We start from the raw sequence: 16,231 nt of genomic DNA on the forward strand, positions 1-16,231 counted from the left end.
AAAAATCAGTGGTGATCGTCACCGAAGACAAAAAACAATGGAAAGTGCCACCAGCTCTGGTCAATGTGGTGAAAAGTGTTTAGTTAATAAATTGGTCCGTCAATACGTCGTAGAGTGAACGGTTACCTGAAAGCGGACGTTTAAAGGAATAAATGAATTCTTATGCTCGAAATTTTGAAGCCTGAACACAAAACTGAAAACTGCCAGAACAAGTCTGAGCTAATACAATTAACGTGATTAAATTGGCCAAACTATCCGGTCGAAATCCGCTTGGCATTTGCTGGCAAAGTTTTTATCTACAGCTTTAGCAAATGATAAAAGGCCAATTATGTGATTTCTTAGTCCTATAATGGAGACAAAACCTTTATGTTGAGCATGCTCTACTGGTCCAACATTTTCACTGTTTAGAAAGAATAGATGTTGCCTTAATCTAGATTTAAATTCCTTTGTTAGCATCACCCCTTTCTCGGTTAGCATAAGACCTAAAATCACTTTTCTCGCTCCTGGATGCAATACTATTGTTTTTGTCTTATTAGGAGATAAGCCGTTAGACGCCATTACACGATATAATTTGTTAATTATGTTGCTACACTCATTTTTTTTCACATCTCGATGGATAGAGAGCACAATATCATCGGCATAGCGTGTATAGATAAAACCCTCTTGAGCGCAAAATTTGTGGATTTCTTGATCTAATCTCAGGGAAGCGAGATTAGAGAGCATTGGGCTTGTTGGAGCTCCTTGAGGGAGAAAGCCTTGTAGAAGCTGCGCGTAGGCAGAAATTGTCTCTCGTCTTCCTGTCGATATCCATTTTTTACTTCTAGATGGAAGCATTGCTCGTTTTTTAGTACAGATTCGAGCGAGCTCAAAAGACAAGAGAGCGTTAAACCCCAGCCCCCTAAAAACTCTGTATACAGATATCTCGTTTATAGATTCAAAAAAATTCTTCAGATCAACTTTGATTACCCATTTCGCGCCAACATGCGCATTTACAGCCTCTATTATTGAACTGTCTTTATGAAAAGCCATTGAGCATTGGTGTGGACTAACATGGGAAAGGATATGTTTATTAATCCACTGCTGTGTTTTCTTTAAATCATGGGAAGGTACATTTATATTTCTATATCGTTCTTTATCATTTTTACGGCGTTTCCGCTTCCGAATCTGAAAGGTTCGGTAAGAGTCTATCCGGTCATCACGGCTAACAATGGCTCTTAAAAATCCATAATCAGCTTTCGCCATGTAAGACAGATGCCGTAAGGAGAATATCGGGGTAATTTGAGAGTTTTTAAGCTGTATTAATGCGGCAGCGTTTAGGCAATTGTCTATCACATCTTCAGAACGTCCGAGCCGTCTAGCTTCTTTTTGAAATAACTGAGAGCTCCATCTGTTCATTTACTTCGACACCCGCAGGGTGAGGAGGACCGCGCGATTAGGCAAGGCCTCGACGCCATCCGACGCAGTCGGAATTGCGTGGTCATGCTTAGCATCAATCGGATGCTATTTCCAAGGAGGACAGACTCTGACTCCCCTCTACTCATAATAAAATTATGAGAGAAATGCTTAACACATTGGTCTACAGACGAATGCATTTTACATTGGTTCAAGCTAAACTCCATTTAGAGCTCTCAGTTGTTTAGGAACATAATATATAGGAACATTGTTGTCTAGTTGTTTAGCTAAAGCACCATGTTTTGTTCTCATAAAATCCAGTTGTTGCTTCCCGAAATCAGTGAGGATGTATTTTTCGTTTATGAATTTACTTGATATAGCTTCTTGATGTAATTCTTGAATCTCTGAAACTGTTAGCCCTGTTTGCTCTGATATTTCATTCCAAAATTTGTATCTATTTGCGGCCGCTAGGAATACGATCAATCTTGGGGAATGATCTGGTAGATCATTTTTCTTAATAAATGTTTGGATATTATTTTCACGTAATTTGATCAAAGCCTTTTCGATATCTAATTGGCTATTTCTCTCCAAAAGGGGAGTGATCGAGTAATCTATTACTCTACTTTTAAAAATAGGCTGCCATTTAGGTGACGCCCTGAATAGAATCTCAGGAACATTATTTGGAACTCCATAGGAAAACGACATAAGTGCTCCAATACCACGATAACCTAGAGGATCATATTTTGGTCTCGAGAAAAAACCATCATTTATTGTTTCTTTATTCGGAGCGTATTTGTTACACAAATCGATTATACTTTTTCGCTCTTTGATATCGCTAAATACAGTCCATATTGTTGGGCATGGCTCACCTATGTATATTTCTGGCTTAGCTTTGTGCCTTCTGACTGTCTCGCTTCCAATCTGGGTTGCGCTGTAAGCCACGACATGGAATTTTACTGCTTTTAGAGAGTTCCAACTTCTTATACTTTTAACTTTCCAAAAGGCGTCGAGGTAATCACAAATTCTTGTCCCGCTGCCAATAAAATCAGTAACAATAATTAGATGACGTACTTTTTGCCCTCTAATCTTATCTGGTCCAGGATGAGTTATAACTCGACTGCGTTTAGTTTTGCAGATTTGAGTGATTATGTTGGCTATTACTCCTTCACTACCTACATCCTGTTTATATCTGAATATAGGGTCTATTGCTTTTGGACCACTCCCTATGGCTCTCTTTACTTTAGTTTGAGTCTCTTTGAATATTTTATGCACAGAGCCTCTTGTTTTTCTAATTTCTCTCTCCGCATACAAACCAACAACGCCCTTTTGATTTTGTAGTATTTCGCCGATGAGGAACTTCAACTCCCTAGTTACCTTTTCGACAGAAATATGTCTAATCGAATTCAAAAGAGATTCTGCCTGAGTTTGATCTTGACACGAAAACTGTGACAACCAGCCTTTTGCTAATTCAGTTGAAATAAATGATTTCCTTTGCAATTAGACGCCCTCATTAAAAGTGTGATTTTTGCTTGAAAGCCAACTATAAACCTATCAACAGAATGTTCTTAGCCATCTGCGCATACAAGAAAGCTTCGCCAAGTAATGAGATGTTAAAATTTATCTAATGCCACTAAAATCAACGCCAGCGTTTCAAGTTGAGAGTTGTTCAAAATCGTCTACCTTTCCCAAATAGGGAAGCGTAAACCATGTACTTTGTTGTCAGGAACTAAAAAACCGACGCTGTATCTGGCTCGAGTGATCGCAACATACATTCTATTTTGTGCAGTTTCTGCGTCTTGAGAAAAAGGAGTGTTTCCATCCAAAACGAAATGCATTTGGCTATCGGCCGGCAGAATTAGTACTCGATCAAAGCTCAATCCTTTACTTTTACCAAAATTGCAGCAGCGAGCGTGAGCAGGAAGAATCTTCTTTCCTGATGAAATACTTGAGCGCAATACAATTGGGTCGTATGCATTGATGTAACCGTCTAAGTCTGATTGTTTAACAATAAAAACGCCGAGATGACTACGAAATTCTTCAGGTGTTAAGTCGACAGCAGATTTAGTTGCGCCATAAGTTCCTGCATGAACTGTATCGGCTACCTCGCAGATTTGCTGTATGCATCTTCGATTAGATGCCAGAACTTCTTCTTTAAAGCCCATCGAATTAAACGCTTTGATTTTGTCTGCAGCTACTTGAGGAGATTTGTGACCAAAGGATGTTTCGTATACAGTCTGTCTGAAATCGCCGACACAAGTGATAGGGCGTTTCATATATTTACTCAAACTCTTTAATACTTCGTAATCCCATCCGACCAAATCTTGTACCTCATCGAAATAGACCTGGCTATAGATATCACCAAGACGTGCTGCAGCCGAGTTTTTTGTTGCTTTCATAATCCGGACTGCTAGTTTTGCCAAAAAGCCTGTGTGTGCTTTGGTATGGCACTTGGTCAGGAAATGGTCTGGATTGAACTGCTTGTTGTTTAACTGTTCCTTGCGACCAAGTAACATAGCTGTTGAACCAGGCTTAAGATGAGGATTGCGTTCGTTAAAGAAAATTCCATCTATACGTTTGGGGAAAAACACTTGCTGATATGGTCTAACCAAGTCTTCCAAATAGAACGAGAACAAACCTTTGACCACGAATCGATCACAACTCCTACCAAAAGCAGCCAAAAATCGATTTCTTAGTTCTTGTTGGTTGCTGGTGGTGTAGGTCACTACCAGCACTTTGCCGCCGTTCTTTATCTTCGCAATTGATTCTGTAATTATTTTGTGGGTTTTGCCTGACCCTGCGCCAGCTATACATAATGTGTTAGACAAAAGTCAGCACCTCGTGAAGAAATGCTGGATACTTGAAAGTTTCGGTGGTTTCGAACAGTCTGATTGCTGAGTCAACTTTCTTTTTACCCTTACCATCGCCTTTCGTACTCGTAAACCACTCCATGATAAAAGATCGTTTTTCATTGAATGATGGTTTAGCCATGAGCTGCTTGTAGGTCTGTGTAGATAGCGTTATCTTTGCGAATATGTCCAACTCGACTTCAGTTGCAGAATTTGCTGAAATCAAAGCTGGTTCAAGTGAGAAGTCAGCTTTGTCAGTAGCAGAAAATAGTTTGATATTTGGGTGCGCTGCGTATGTTTTTTGCGGCTCGGCTACGTTGGACACGTAATCTCCGTCATTGTCGCGCAACACATGTATCGCGGTGCCTATCTCTTTTCCGATCTCTATAAATGTCTCAAACCCGACTCCACGCACTACAATAATATCTATACCGTCATACTCAGGGAGACGATTATTGTTCTCCCTTTGGTATATTTTTTTAAGTACCAATTCATCAGATGGCCCTTCGACCAATATAACCTTTTTTGATAGTGCAACCCTCAGCGTGTCGAAACCAGGTAATCGCTTAAGCGTTTTTACAACACCTTTGTCTAAGAGATGTAGCCTCTTATAAGAGCTTTGGAGTAAGCAGATTTTATCAATACTTAACTTGTTTAGAACGTAAGAGCTGTGTGTGGTAAGAAATAGTTGCTTATTACCACGCTGATCTTCGATGTCCTGTATCAGCTTACTAAGTTCAATGTGAGACAAATGGTTTTCAGGCTCTTCCATCATCACAAGATCTATATCTTTTGACTTATTGTGGAGAGCTAATTTGATCTGCACCTTGCTCTGTTCACCTTTGCCAATCATGTGGAAAGGTACAGTATCTACCTTAAGCTGCAATCCATTCTGTAAGGCGCCTATTGGCATTGTGTTGGCAGCAATAGTTAGTTTTTTATCAGTGATATTGTTTTCCGAGTCGAGATCTTGGTTGACTATCTTTACCTCATCAGTTCCATTGAACGACTGAAGAGCCTCTCGATAATTGAGACTTAAGCGATACTCTTCATCTTTTTTAAGAGCTGTGTTTAAGACGTTGGAAATATACTGATTTTTACCAAAGGTGGGGTGGATCCTCGTGGGGTCGATATAGAGCGCTCTGAATTGTTTGGTCATCGGCTTTATCGTGTTCCAAGCGAAATCCATCCATTCAACTTTGTAGAATTCGACAGGAATAGTCGTTATCTGTGCTCCAGTAGCAAGGTAGGCATTATATGCATCTGTAAAATCTGGATCAAAACACGCTATGACCCGCACTCCTTCGGCATCTTTAAGTAATTTATTATTGGTCCCCCGATAATCTGGCACATGCTTCATGTAAGCTTCTATAGAAAGGACTGGTAAGTCTGCCGGAGTCTTTGGAGAGTTCAGGAACGCAGTAACAATTTCGCTATTAAATAGATCTGGAGAAAACTCACTACTGAATGAGCGGCCACGATATTGGAAGTTAAGTACAATTTCCAATGCCTCTAAGATCGTACTTTTACCGGCATTGTTATCGCCAACCAGGATATTTACATCTTCGTTGAAATCAAAAATTTTATCCTTAAACTTCTTGAAATTCAGTACATGAAGTGACTCTACAAGCACTTTTCAACTCCCTCTGACACACCAGATATAGTGTTAAAGATAGCTTGTCATTTTAGCTATCTTTTTCCAATTACTTACCGATTATGGGATCGGACAATGATATTAGCAATAGAAGCAAATCAAACTTTTTAGGCCGTCGCCCATGCCTCGCTGTTCGCTATTAATAAAGTGGCACTCTGAATTTGGCCATCTGATTGGGACGGAAATGCAGGGCTCTCGAAAAATCGAATGTCCGCAGCTAAGGCAAAGCGGACATCCTTTTTTTGGGAGTGCTTGCTCTAGACCGTCGAAATTCGCTCAAAGTGCTGCTCTGTTCTTTGCCAAAAGCGGACTTTGGACGTGCATGTCCAACACGGTGTTATTTACTTTAACCATAAAGCAGGCACGCTTTGAGCATTGAACAGGCGCATTTATTTGTTGCTGCAGAAGAAAAAACACTCTAATTTAGAAACTAAACGTGTACCAACGTTAAAATAACAGGCCAGGGAAAAGTAATAATGCGCCAGTACGCTTTTGGACGCGACCAGCAATAGCTGGTTGTAAATAATTGAATTTTTATCAATAACTTAACGCTGGTTAGTTAAATGATAAAACCAAAGAACGCGAGTCAGCACAATAAAAAAATTGTTAGGCGCAAACCGTAGATCGAAGTCTCAATAAAAAAGGATGTACATGAAAAATCAGCCAAAGCCATTTGTTTTTGTTTTAATGCCATTCGATGAAGCACTCAATGATACCTATAAATTTGGTATCAAAGGTGCCGCTGAAGACGCAGGAGCATATGCAGAACGGCTTGATGAGCAGATTTTTAATGAAGGAATGCTTGATAGGATTTTCAATCAGATTAATAAAGCCGATGTAATTGTGGCTGATATGACAGGTCGGAATCCAAACGTCTTTTACGAAGTTGGCTATGCTCACGCTTTAGGAAAGTATGTAATACTCCTGACCCAAAGTGTCAAAGATATACCTTTCGATTTACAGCACCAACAACATTTGGTTTATGACGGCAGTATAAGCAAGTTGAAGGAAATGCTTTCAAGCAAAATTAAGTGGGCACTTGAGCAAGAAAGCCCTAAAAAAAGACAAAATGAGTTTCTTTCCTTAAGAATATTTGAAGTAGAAGTCCCAGCTAATGGTGATGGCGAAGTTCCATTAATCGGTGGCAGCATCCGCCGTCGAGATGAATATTTTACCCTTCCAATTTACATAAGAAATGAATCATCAAGACCTGTTACCCCAATAACGCATGCATATCTATTTTTAGAGTCGGACTCCGAAGTCGTTCCTGCAAGCTATACAACTCAACAAACAATTACTAATGCAGGAACGCCTCATAGCAAAGAAACAAAAAAAGTTATTCCTCACCAGCTACAAGCATTTGATACATTGGCATTTGAAAATGATGGTGTGCTTACACAGCAAGTACGAATTCCAATTTCTTTTGAGGCATTACCACCTGGTGCAATCGAAGATAGACAAATCGGCTTAATGTTCAGAGAAAATGTTCAAGATATGCAACAAAGGCGCTTTAAGCTTCGAGTTCATACTCAAGATAACATCTTTGAATATACATTTGATTTATGTATTGATATATCACTAAGCGTCTAACAATTGAACTTTCCTCGGAAATAATACTAATCCATTGATGAGATCCTTCAATTTATTGGAAATCTCATTAATGTCTTGGTCTTAAATTTGAGGGATAGGTCAGCTTATATAATCGAGTCTGAGGGATTATGGACAAAATAAAGACGGTACAGGAACTTCTGGTTGTATCAGAGAAACTCCCCTCAGATGACTGGGTTGGAGGTTGGTTTTATCGAGGTCAGGCAGATGTTTCATGGAAGTTAGTACCGAAGGCTTTCAGAGCCCCTTATGAGAAGGATTTTTATTTCAAATATAAAATGTGGATAAGACAAGCTAGCCGATTTCAAGAGTTACATTACGAAAATGAATTTGAATGTATGGCAATTGCTCAACATCATGGCTTTCCCACAAAGTTCCTAGACTGGTCTTCTAATATTTTGGTTGCTGCATTTTTTGCATGCTCAGACCAGCTTGAAAAGGATGCAAGGCTCACTGCATATTTTCCAACCTGGTACATCACTGAACCAGAGGAAAAAAGTTTCGAGGACTATGACGATGTTGTTGCTTTTCAACCACCACCAATAGCAGACCGTATTCGTGCTCAGTTGGGTAATTTTACATATCACCCTACGGTAAATTCAGTCATCAAAAATAGTATTTTCCAACCAACCCAACAAGATACGCTGCATGAATGGGTTATTCCGTCAGACTGTAAAATAGCAATTCTAAAATCATTAGACCGACTTGGGGTAAACTTTAAAAACATTTATCCGGATATTAATGGTTTATCTAAGCATTTCTGCCTGATTGATGAGATAAAAAACTTTAGCTAATAAACGCATATTGTCGGACTGTTTTTCTGCAGCGTTCCAAACTAGCTGCAAATAAGGGCGATATATTTCGAGATGGCAACTGCTGGTTCGTTCGGATGAAAGTTATGGAGTATGAAGATTTCAACGAGTGGCAAGTTTAAGGTGAAAATAGTAGGAACTTAGGGTGAATTTTGCATGGTCACAAAGAGCAAAAAAAAGTTAGACGAAATTGGTGAGAATCCATCTAACTTTTAGTGCCATTATCTTTATCGTTTTACTGTCAAAATTAGTGGAAAATTAGAGAAATTATGGAAAAGTTAGAGAACAGTCTTACAAACTACGTTTTTACTGGGTTTTCTAACCTTTTAATCTAATTTTTAGTTATATGTAATTCTTTAAAATTATGTAAACAAATTAGAGCGTAATTTTGCAACTGTCAAATTTCAAATTGTTGATTTAAAAGGAACAATCAAGCTTCAGGACGGCGCCATAACCAAATGGCTACAGCACAAAGAAAAGCAGGCAGCACAAGTTTGAGCCAAAGGGGTGCTGCAAAGAGCAGCAAAAGCAAAGCTGACATCGTCATCATCACAGTCGCCAGATATTTGGCTTTACGGGGTACAGCACCCTGTTCACGCCAGCGCTTGAGCGGCGGACCAAAGCTGGGATGGGCTAATAACCAAATTTCTAAACGTGGCCAGCCTTTGCCGGCAGACCAGGCGGAGAGCAGCAAAAAAGGCACTGTGGGTAAACCAGGCACTACCACACCTATGACACCTAAGAGTAAAGTGATACAAGCCACTGTACGCCAGAGGGAAAGAGTCAGCAGTTTTAACATCACCAGAACATCGCTTTAGCGGATCCAGCCTTTGCTGATAGTACGAAAGTTATCTGTGCCTGCTTTATCCAGCCACTCAAAGGCCAACATTTCTTTACTGATAATTTGCGCACCAGCCTGCTGTAAACGCAATAACGCCAGTTGACGGTTTTGTTCAGTGCGGGAGCCTACAGCTTCTTCGACAATAAATACCTGATAACCGGCGGCTAACGCATCCATCGCAGTTTGCAACACACAAACATGAGTTTCAGTACCTATGATCACCAGCTGAGTTTTGCCGCTTAGCTTTAGACGTTCAGCGATCAGAGGTTCACGCAAAGCACTGAAATGGATTTTCTCCATCACACAATCTTCAGGCACTAACTCGGCCAAAGCGGGCAAAGTGACACCTAAACCTTGTGGATACTGCTCCGTTGCCAGCACAGGCACATCCAGTTGCACAGCGATTTGTAGCACCCAGGCAGCAGCTTGTTCAACCTCTTTACCTTGATCGATAGCCGGAGCCAGCTTTTCCTGCATATCAATCAGCAACACTAAGCTTTCATTTTGCTTCACTAACATTTTTTAGTCCGGTTCATTGGCGGCCTGTTGCCGTTCTTTACGTTCCTGCATTTCAGCAAAAGCGGCATTGATCTCATCCAGCACAGCATTGATATCAGCAGCTTGCTCTGCTTCGGTAAATTCGCCTGTCAGTTCGGTATTTGGATTCAGGTTTCCAGCTTCAAATAAAGCCCAGATCTCTTTGGCATATTTGGTAGCTGCAAGTTCAGGCGCAAACTGAGCATAATATTGGGTGATGTTATTGACATCCCGCTCCAGCATCCACTGCGCATTATTGTTGGCAGCAGCGTCGACGGCTTGCGGTAAGTCGATAATGACAGGGCCTTGTGGGTCCTGCAGTACGTTAAATTCGGATAAGTCGCCGTGCACTAACCCTACGGCCAACATACGTAAAATATGCTGCATCATAGTTTTGTGGTCACGGCGGGCTTGTTCTGCCGTCAGTTGAATATCATTCAGACGAGGGGCCACATCACCGTCCTCATCTAAAATCAGTTCCATCAGCAAAATGCCATCAAAACAGCCATAAGGTTGCGGCACCCGCACTCCTGCATCGGCCAGTTTATACAAAGCGTCTACTTCAGCGTTTTGCCAGCTTTCTTCTGCCTGCTCACGGCCATAACTTGAGCCTTTTTCCATAGCCCTGGCTCGTCTGGAGCTGCGTACTTTTCGACCTTCCTGATACTGCACTGCCTTTTTGAAACTACGCTGACTGGCGTCTTTATAAACTTTGGCGCAGCGAATATGATCCCCGCAGCGAACTACGTAGACAGAGGCTTCTTTGCCACTCATCAGTGGCCTGAGTACTTCATCCACCAGACCTTCGTCGATCAGCGGCTGAATGCGTTTTGGAGTTTTCATTGCGCACTTATACCTTGTTTAACGCAGGGGTAAAAGAGTAAATCAGGATTTTTATCAAGGCAAAGAAAGAGCCGCTGCTTAAAATACTCTAAACACACCAAAGTAATTGGAGTTGCAGCGCGACGACAAGCGAACGAACCCCCAGCAGCATAGCTGCCTATGCGACTGGGACGAGAGAACGCCGTCAACAAAGCTGCGGCTTCAAGAACAAAGGCGGCTAGTACTTAATGCTGCAACCATAAGGTTTCGTCACCGCAGGGTTCGCCGGGTTACCTGCCAATACAGCAGTTACAGCGTCAGCAAAATAAGGCGTAGCCTTGGCGATGTCATCCACTTTGGCAGACGGAATGCTGTCGATACCTCCCATATATTGCAATACCCCTTTTTTATCAATTACATACATATGAGGGGTAGTTTTGGCGTCATAAGCTTTGCCCGTAACACCTGTGTCATCAAACAGCACAGCATCCGGCATTGCATTGCGGCTTGAAGTCAATTCATCAGCTTTGACGCCAGTGACATGACCTTGCTTGCCTGGGGCTGAGGAAATCACAGTCAACCAGACCACATCCTCTGTACCAAATTGTTTTTGTAAACTCTGCATATTGCCGCTGTAGTGTTTCACCACAAAAGGACATTCATGATTGGTCCACTCCAGCACTACTGTTTTGCCAGCGAAATCAGCCAGTGAGTGACTTTGACCTTTACTGTCAGTCAGGGTAAAAGCGGGCGCCGCCTGGCCTACTTGCGGGGCGGCAAACAAAGAGCCAGCAAAAAATAAGGCGGATAAACTTAAAGCAAATTTGAGTTTCATGGGTTAACTCCTGTGACTATTGATTAGTAATTAAGGGTTGTTTACTGCTCAATTGCTCTAACGCCTGACGTAACGAATCCGGCGTTAAAATTTGTGGCAACACTTCTGGCGGCTGCCCCGGCCAATACAACACGTACAAAGGCACACCGTCGCGCTGAAACTGGCGTAAATAGGCACTGATAGCTGGGTCTTTATTGGTCCAGTCCCCCTTTAAATATGTCAGGTTATACAACGCCATAGCGGCTTTACTGCTATCGGTATCCAGGGCCACCCGTTCATTGACTAAACAGGTAATGCACCAGTCGGCTGTCATATTGACCAACACCGGCTTTCCATCCTGCAGTAGTTGTTTTAAGCGTTGTTCTGACCAGACTTCGGCGTGATCGGTTTTTGCTGATTGCTGCGTTGCAGGCTGCGGATACCACAATAAAGCCACTGCACCGGCAAATAGCAGCACAGCCATCACTGCACTGGCCTTGCCTGCCTGTTGCAGTTGAAGCAGGCCCCATAACCAACAAGCCGCCGCCACAAACACCAGCCCAACCAGAGCCAAAGCCAGAGCGTCTATGCCCTGCTGACGACCATAGACCCAAAGCAGCCAAACCGCGCTTAAATACAACGGATAAGCCAGCCATTGTTTTAGCTTTTCCATCCAGAGTCCGGGTTTAGGTAATAGAGCCGCAAAACCCGGCGACCAGGCTAACGCCAGAAAAGGTAAAGCCATACCTAAACCCAAAGCCGCAAAAATAGCCAAAGCCGCTAAAGCAGGCTGCGTGGCGGCATAGCCTAAAGCCGTGCCCATAAAGGGCGCGGTGCAAGGACTGGCGACAACTACGGCTAATACTCCGGTAAAAAACGATCCTCTAGCGCCGGGCTTTTCTGTCAGTTGTTGACCTGAGTTCATCAGACCCAGCCCCAGTTGAACCACTCCAGACAAACTTAACGCCAATACAAACAGCAAGTAAGCCAGCAACCCTACAACCAGTGGGTTTTGCAACTGAAATCCCCAGCCCACAGCCTCGCCTGCGGATCTGAGCACTAACAGCATTGCCGCTAACAGCACAAAACTCAGCACTACACCTGCGCTGTACCACAAAGCTTCTGCCTTGGTGTGTTGTGCAGACTGCTGGCCGTTGACCAGACTCAAGGCTTTTAATGACAACACAGGAAACACGCAGGGCATCAGATTCAGGATCAAACCGCCGACGGCAGCCAGCGCTACCATAACCAACCAGTCGGTCAGACTAAAACTGGCCAGACTGATGGCAGATTGTTGCGGCGCACTTTCATGCTGCAGTTGCAGCAATACAGGCCCTGCTGCGGTATTTAACACCAAGTCAAACTGCTCGGGAGCCTGATTAAAATACGTATTCTGCTGCTGACGTAACAACAATTCACCGTCAACCCAGTCAATTTGTTGTGGCGCGGCGTGATCGACCAGTTCAGCGGCCGCGACAAAAAAAGCAGAAACTTTTAAATCCTCAGGCATAGGCACTGCCGCAGAGAACTGCTGATTTTGGACATCATAACGCCCGCGTAGCGGCACAGCTTTGGGCTGTTGCTGGCTGGCTTTCTCAAACAGCTTCAGATAGTCAGTCGCCAGCACCGCAGTTTGGGTCACGGGCAAGTTCAGCTCAAAACTGGCGTCAGCCGGAATACAAATCTCTTTGCACACCAGCCAGTCGACTTTGGCTTTGATCTGCAGTTGCGAGCCTTTGAAATCGACGGGAATGCTGAGCTCTGAGACTAAAATAGTTGGGCCTTCAAAACCGTAGTTCACCAATGGCGGCACCGAAATCGCCATAGGAGCAGGCCACTGAATGGCTCCTGCCTCAACACCGTCCGGCAAAGTCCAGTCAATACTGGTGGCTAAACCTGAATCTCCGGGGTTCTGCCAATAGGTATGCCAGTGCTCGTCCGGAATAAAATGCAGCGCAAGTTTAAAGCGTTGACCTGGACGAAGATCCTGATGATCACTGACCAACTCTGCTTTTAAATGACTGGCTTTAACCCAGCCACTGCTGTGCGCCTGAGCGGGACCAGTGAAAAAGAGCACGAATAGAATTGAGAAAAATAGTCGCCAAAACAAAGTCATCAGATCATTTCTGTAGCTGTATGTCAGGATATTTTTAGTGTACGGCAATAACAAAGCGGGGATCAGTCATCAAACGCAGCTGGCTGGGCTTCTGCCTCAGCTGCAGCCTACCGGGGCATAGGGGCGGGTGTTGCACCCGCCCGTCTGATAGTCCAAAAAACTCTTTATTGGGAATAGCTTCAGGGTTGTTGCAAAGCCCATTCGGTCAGCAAGCGCACACCGTAACCGGTAGCACCTTTGGTGTTCACCTCTTTGTCTGCTCTGCTTAACGCATTGCCTGCTATATCCAGGTGAGCCCATGGTGTTTCAGCGGTAAATTGTTTTAAAAACCAGGCTGCGGTTGATGCACCAGTGCTGCTGCCGGTGTTTTTCAGATCGGCAATGTCGCTTTTGAGTTCATCCGCAAATTGTGGACCCAAAGGTAAACGCCACAGCGGTTCATTCACTTTTTCGCCCGCTAAGGTCAGTTGATCCACCAGTTGCTGCTGCTCTGAGAATAAACCGGCATAGTAAGCCCCCACAGCACCTACTTTGGCTCCTGTTAAAGTTGCAATATCGACCATAGCGCGCGGCTGAAATTCTTTATTGGCATACCAAAGCGCATCGGCCAGCACTAAACGGCCTTCCGCATCGGTGTTGGTCACCTGAATAGTTAAGCCCGCGGCTGATTTGAGTACGTCGCCAGGCAGCATGGCTTTGTCCGATATCATATTTTCAGCCATCGCCATCACAGCCACCACATTGACCGGAGCTTTTTGTAAGGCTAATGCTTTGACTGTACCCAAAGCAGCTGCTGCACCCGCCATATCGCTGGTCATACGGACTATAGATTCAGAATCTGTTTTCAGGTTGTAACCACCGGTATCAAAAGTAATGCCTTTACCAACAATAGCCAGCGGCTTTTGATCGCTGCCCTGCCACTGCGCCACCACTAAACGCGGCGATCTGTTACTACCTTTCCCTACGGCTAAAAGAGCGCCCATACCCAATTTTTCCATCGCAGGTACATCCAGTACCCGGACTTTTACCCCGTACTTTTCCAAAGCCTTTGCTTGTGCTGCAAAAGTATCAGGTGTTAATGCTGCAGCAGGTTCATTCACCAAATCGCGGGCTAAAAATACCCCCTGAGTGACAGCCTGTAACTTACTGAACTGACGCTCTGCAGTTTGTTCATCTGTCACCAGAATTTCCAGCTTCTTCACTTCGTCTGCAGCTTTTTTACTGAAATAGCGATCAAAACTGTAAGAGCGCAACTCAATACCATGCGCCAGTTGTGCAGCAAAGTCGGCATTGCCTGACGCCGATTGCAGCGCTGCAGTATCTATAGTCACAGAGCGGGCTTTATCTTTTTTGACCCAGGCGGCAATATCTGCCCCCAGATTATTGCTGCTTGCTGCAGTCAATTGTGCAGGCTCACCTGTGCCTAACAGCATCACTCTGTTGTAACCCGCAACTGGCGCCAGAATATCCAGCTGAGCGGCTTTCTTCGCTGCAAAGCCTGTGGTTTTAATCGCGTGTTTGACAGCCTGATGCTGCAGCACTGCTGAGGAAGACTGCGCCAGTTGTTCCGGACTGACCAGCAACACCAGAGTGTCGGCATCAAGTTCTGCTTTCTGATTCATTTCAATGGAAGGGACTGCGGCAACGGCTGAATAAGACAACAGCACAGTGGCAATACTGGTCATAAGTGTTTTCATAGGGGCTTTCCTTTTTATTGTAATGCTGCCAAGAGTGGCTAAAGCCGGCATGAACAACAAGCTAAAATTGGTTAAATTGAAGAATTTAAGCGACCAAATCAGTTCAGCCCTCTACCCGTGCCTATAGTGTGTCTGTGCATAGCACAAGCTCACTCTAACATTCAGATTAAGTCGATTCAGGGCATATAGTTGGGTCACTTAATGCCGAAATCAGCCTGTCAAACACTAGTCTGACCCGCTCCGGCACAGGACCACGTTGTGGTCTGTAGACAGACAAAGGCCAGGGGTCTGGGTCAAGTTCAGGTAGAAGTCGAACTAAAGCGCCAGAGCGCAAATGCGGGATAGCCATACAAGATGCCAGCTGGGAGATACCCAGACCAGCCAGAGTCGCATCAGCTTCCGTTTCAGAATCATCCGCCACAAAACTGATTTTTTTGGGCGACCATAATTGACCCTCTTTAAAATACCAATGCCAAGCCCGACCTGTGGCTTTATCCATCAAGGCTGTGGTCGGCAGTTCAGCCAGTTGCTCCAGACTCTGTGGGCTGGGGTGCTTTGCCAACAACAACGGACTCGCTGTCAGGAACAGGCCTACAGACGAGACTTTCCGGGCAATAAATCCATTATCCCGTATTTGCCCAATCCGCACTCCTACATCAATTTGCTCATCCACCACATCAGCAATTTGATCGGACAAGCGCAGATCAAGCTGTAAAGCAGGATGTTGCTGAACCAGAGCACTTAACACTGGCATCAGTAAGGGTCGGATTACTCTTGGAGCAGCTACCCGCACCAGGCCGGCAATAAGATGAGTGGGAACCGCCTGATGCTGCTGAAACAAAGCATCCAATTGCTGCAGGCTATTTTTCGCCTGAACAGCAAAACCTTCGGCGAAACGAGTCAACCGGATATGGCGAGTGCTCCGATGAAACAAGACTTCGCCGGTACTTTGCTCCAGTTGTTGCACAGCCCGGGTCACAGCCTGAGGTGAAATACCAAGTCGTACAGCTGCTGCCTTAAAACTATCGCTCTCTGCCGCAGTACAAAAAATTCGCAATAATTCAACTTTATTCAGCATCCACTATTCCGTAA

General features: G+C 44.0%; 13 protein-coding genes. 2 read left to right on the forward strand and 11 right to left on the reverse strand.

What is annotated here, in order from left to right; translation table 11 throughout:
* Positions 1 to 237: 237 nt before the first annotated feature.
* The 4 genes from IEW88_RS14065 to IEW88_RS14080 all read right to left on the reverse strand — a co-directional run bounded on the left by IEW88_RS14065 (position 238) and on the right by IEW88_RS14080 (position 5,871).
* Positions 238 to 1,395: a reverse transcriptase family protein gene (locus tag IEW88_RS14065; protein ID WP_147905559.1), complete on the reverse strand. Its 1,158-nt coding sequence runs from the start codon at positions 1,393 to 1,395 to the stop codon at positions 238 to 240.
* 213 nt (positions 1,396 to 1,608) lie between these two features.
* Positions 1,609 to 2,889, reverse strand: a complete 1,281-nt coding sequence (locus tag IEW88_RS14070; RefSeq protein ID WP_147905560.1) for a phosphoribosyltransferase-like protein — start codon at positions 2,887 to 2,889, stop codon at positions 1,609 to 1,611.
* 179 nt (positions 2,890 to 3,068) lie between these two features.
* The gene (locus IEW88_RS14075; protein ID WP_147905561.1) at positions 3,069 to 4,217 is read right to left on the reverse strand and encodes a UvrD-helicase domain-containing protein; all 1,149 of its coding nucleotides are present in this window, start codon (positions 4,215 to 4,217) and stop codon (positions 3,069 to 3,071) included.
* Positions 4,210 to 5,871 (reverse strand): ATP-dependent nuclease, encoded by a 1,662-nt coding sequence (locus IEW88_RS14080; RefSeq protein ID WP_147905562.1) that lies wholly within the window; start codon positions 5,869 to 5,871, stop codon positions 4,210 to 4,212. Before IEW88_RS14080 ends, IEW88_RS14075 begins: the two co-directional genes overlap by 8 nt.
* Positions 5,872 to 6,543: 672 nt before the next feature.
* Between IEW88_RS14080 and IEW88_RS14085 the strand changes: the two genes are divergently transcribed.
* Together IEW88_RS14085 and IEW88_RS14090 are read left to right on the forward strand one after the other, a co-directional pair.
* Positions 6,544 to 7,482 (forward strand): TIR domain-containing protein, encoded by a 939-nt coding sequence (locus tag IEW88_RS14085; RefSeq protein ID WP_147905563.1) that lies wholly within the window; start codon positions 6,544 to 6,546, stop codon positions 7,480 to 7,482.
* Between the two features lie 128 nt (positions 7,483 to 7,610).
* Complete coding sequence (locus IEW88_RS14090) at positions 7,611 to 8,294, forward strand: FRG domain-containing protein (RefSeq protein ID WP_147905564.1); 684 nt, start codon at positions 7,611 to 7,613, stop codon at positions 8,292 to 8,294.
* A gap of 448 nt (positions 8,295 to 8,742) precedes the next feature.
* Here the strand turns inward: IEW88_RS14090 and IEW88_RS14095 are convergent, their stop codons facing one another.
* The 7 genes from IEW88_RS14095 to IEW88_RS14125 form a co-directional block, all read right to left on the reverse strand.
* On the reverse strand, positions 8,743 to 9,111 hold the full coding sequence (locus IEW88_RS14095; protein ID WP_147904609.1) for a YbaN family protein: 369 nt from the start codon (positions 9,109 to 9,111) through the stop codon (positions 8,743 to 8,745).
* Between the two features lie 15 nt (positions 9,112 to 9,126).
* Positions 9,127 to 9,672 (reverse strand): hydrolase, encoded by a 546-nt coding sequence (locus IEW88_RS14100; protein ID WP_147904608.1) that lies wholly within the window; start codon positions 9,670 to 9,672, stop codon positions 9,127 to 9,129.
* A 3-nt stretch (positions 9,673 to 9,675) separates the two neighbouring features.
* Positions 9,676 to 10,533 carry a PA4780 family RIO1-like protein kinase gene (locus IEW88_RS14105; RefSeq protein ID WP_147904607.1) on the reverse strand — a complete coding sequence of 286 codons (858 nt, stop codon included), beginning with the start codon at positions 10,531 to 10,533 and terminating at the stop codon, positions 9,676 to 9,678.
* 217 nt (positions 10,534 to 10,750) lie between these two features.
* Positions 10,751 to 11,347 carry a redoxin domain-containing protein gene (locus tag IEW88_RS14110; protein WP_147904606.1) on the reverse strand — a complete coding sequence of 199 codons (597 nt, stop codon included), beginning with the start codon at positions 11,345 to 11,347 and terminating at the stop codon, positions 10,751 to 10,753.
* Positions 11,348 to 11,363: 16 nt separating this feature from the next.
* Positions 11,364 to 13,442 carry a protein-disulfide reductase DsbD family protein gene (locus IEW88_RS14115; protein ID WP_147904605.1) on the reverse strand — a complete coding sequence of 693 codons (2,079 nt, stop codon included), beginning with the start codon at positions 13,440 to 13,442 and terminating at the stop codon, positions 11,364 to 11,366.
* A 179-nt stretch (positions 13,443 to 13,621) separates the two neighbouring features.
* A complete protein-coding gene (locus tag IEW88_RS14120) occupies positions 13,622 to 15,139 on the reverse strand; it encodes a leucyl aminopeptidase (RefSeq protein ID WP_147904604.1) in 1,518 nt (505 codons plus the stop codon).
* A gap of 166 nt (positions 15,140 to 15,305) precedes the next feature.
* Complete coding sequence (locus IEW88_RS14125; protein ID WP_147904603.1) at positions 15,306 to 16,217, reverse strand: LysR family transcriptional regulator; 912 nt, start codon at positions 16,215 to 16,217, stop codon at positions 15,306 to 15,308.
* Positions 16,218 to 16,231 lie beyond the last annotated feature (14 nt).

It is taken from the genome of Rheinheimera tangshanensis (assembly GCF_014645135.1).
Taxonomy (GTDB): Bacteria; Pseudomonadota; Gammaproteobacteria; order Enterobacterales; family Alteromonadaceae; genus Pararheinheimera; species Pararheinheimera tangshanensis.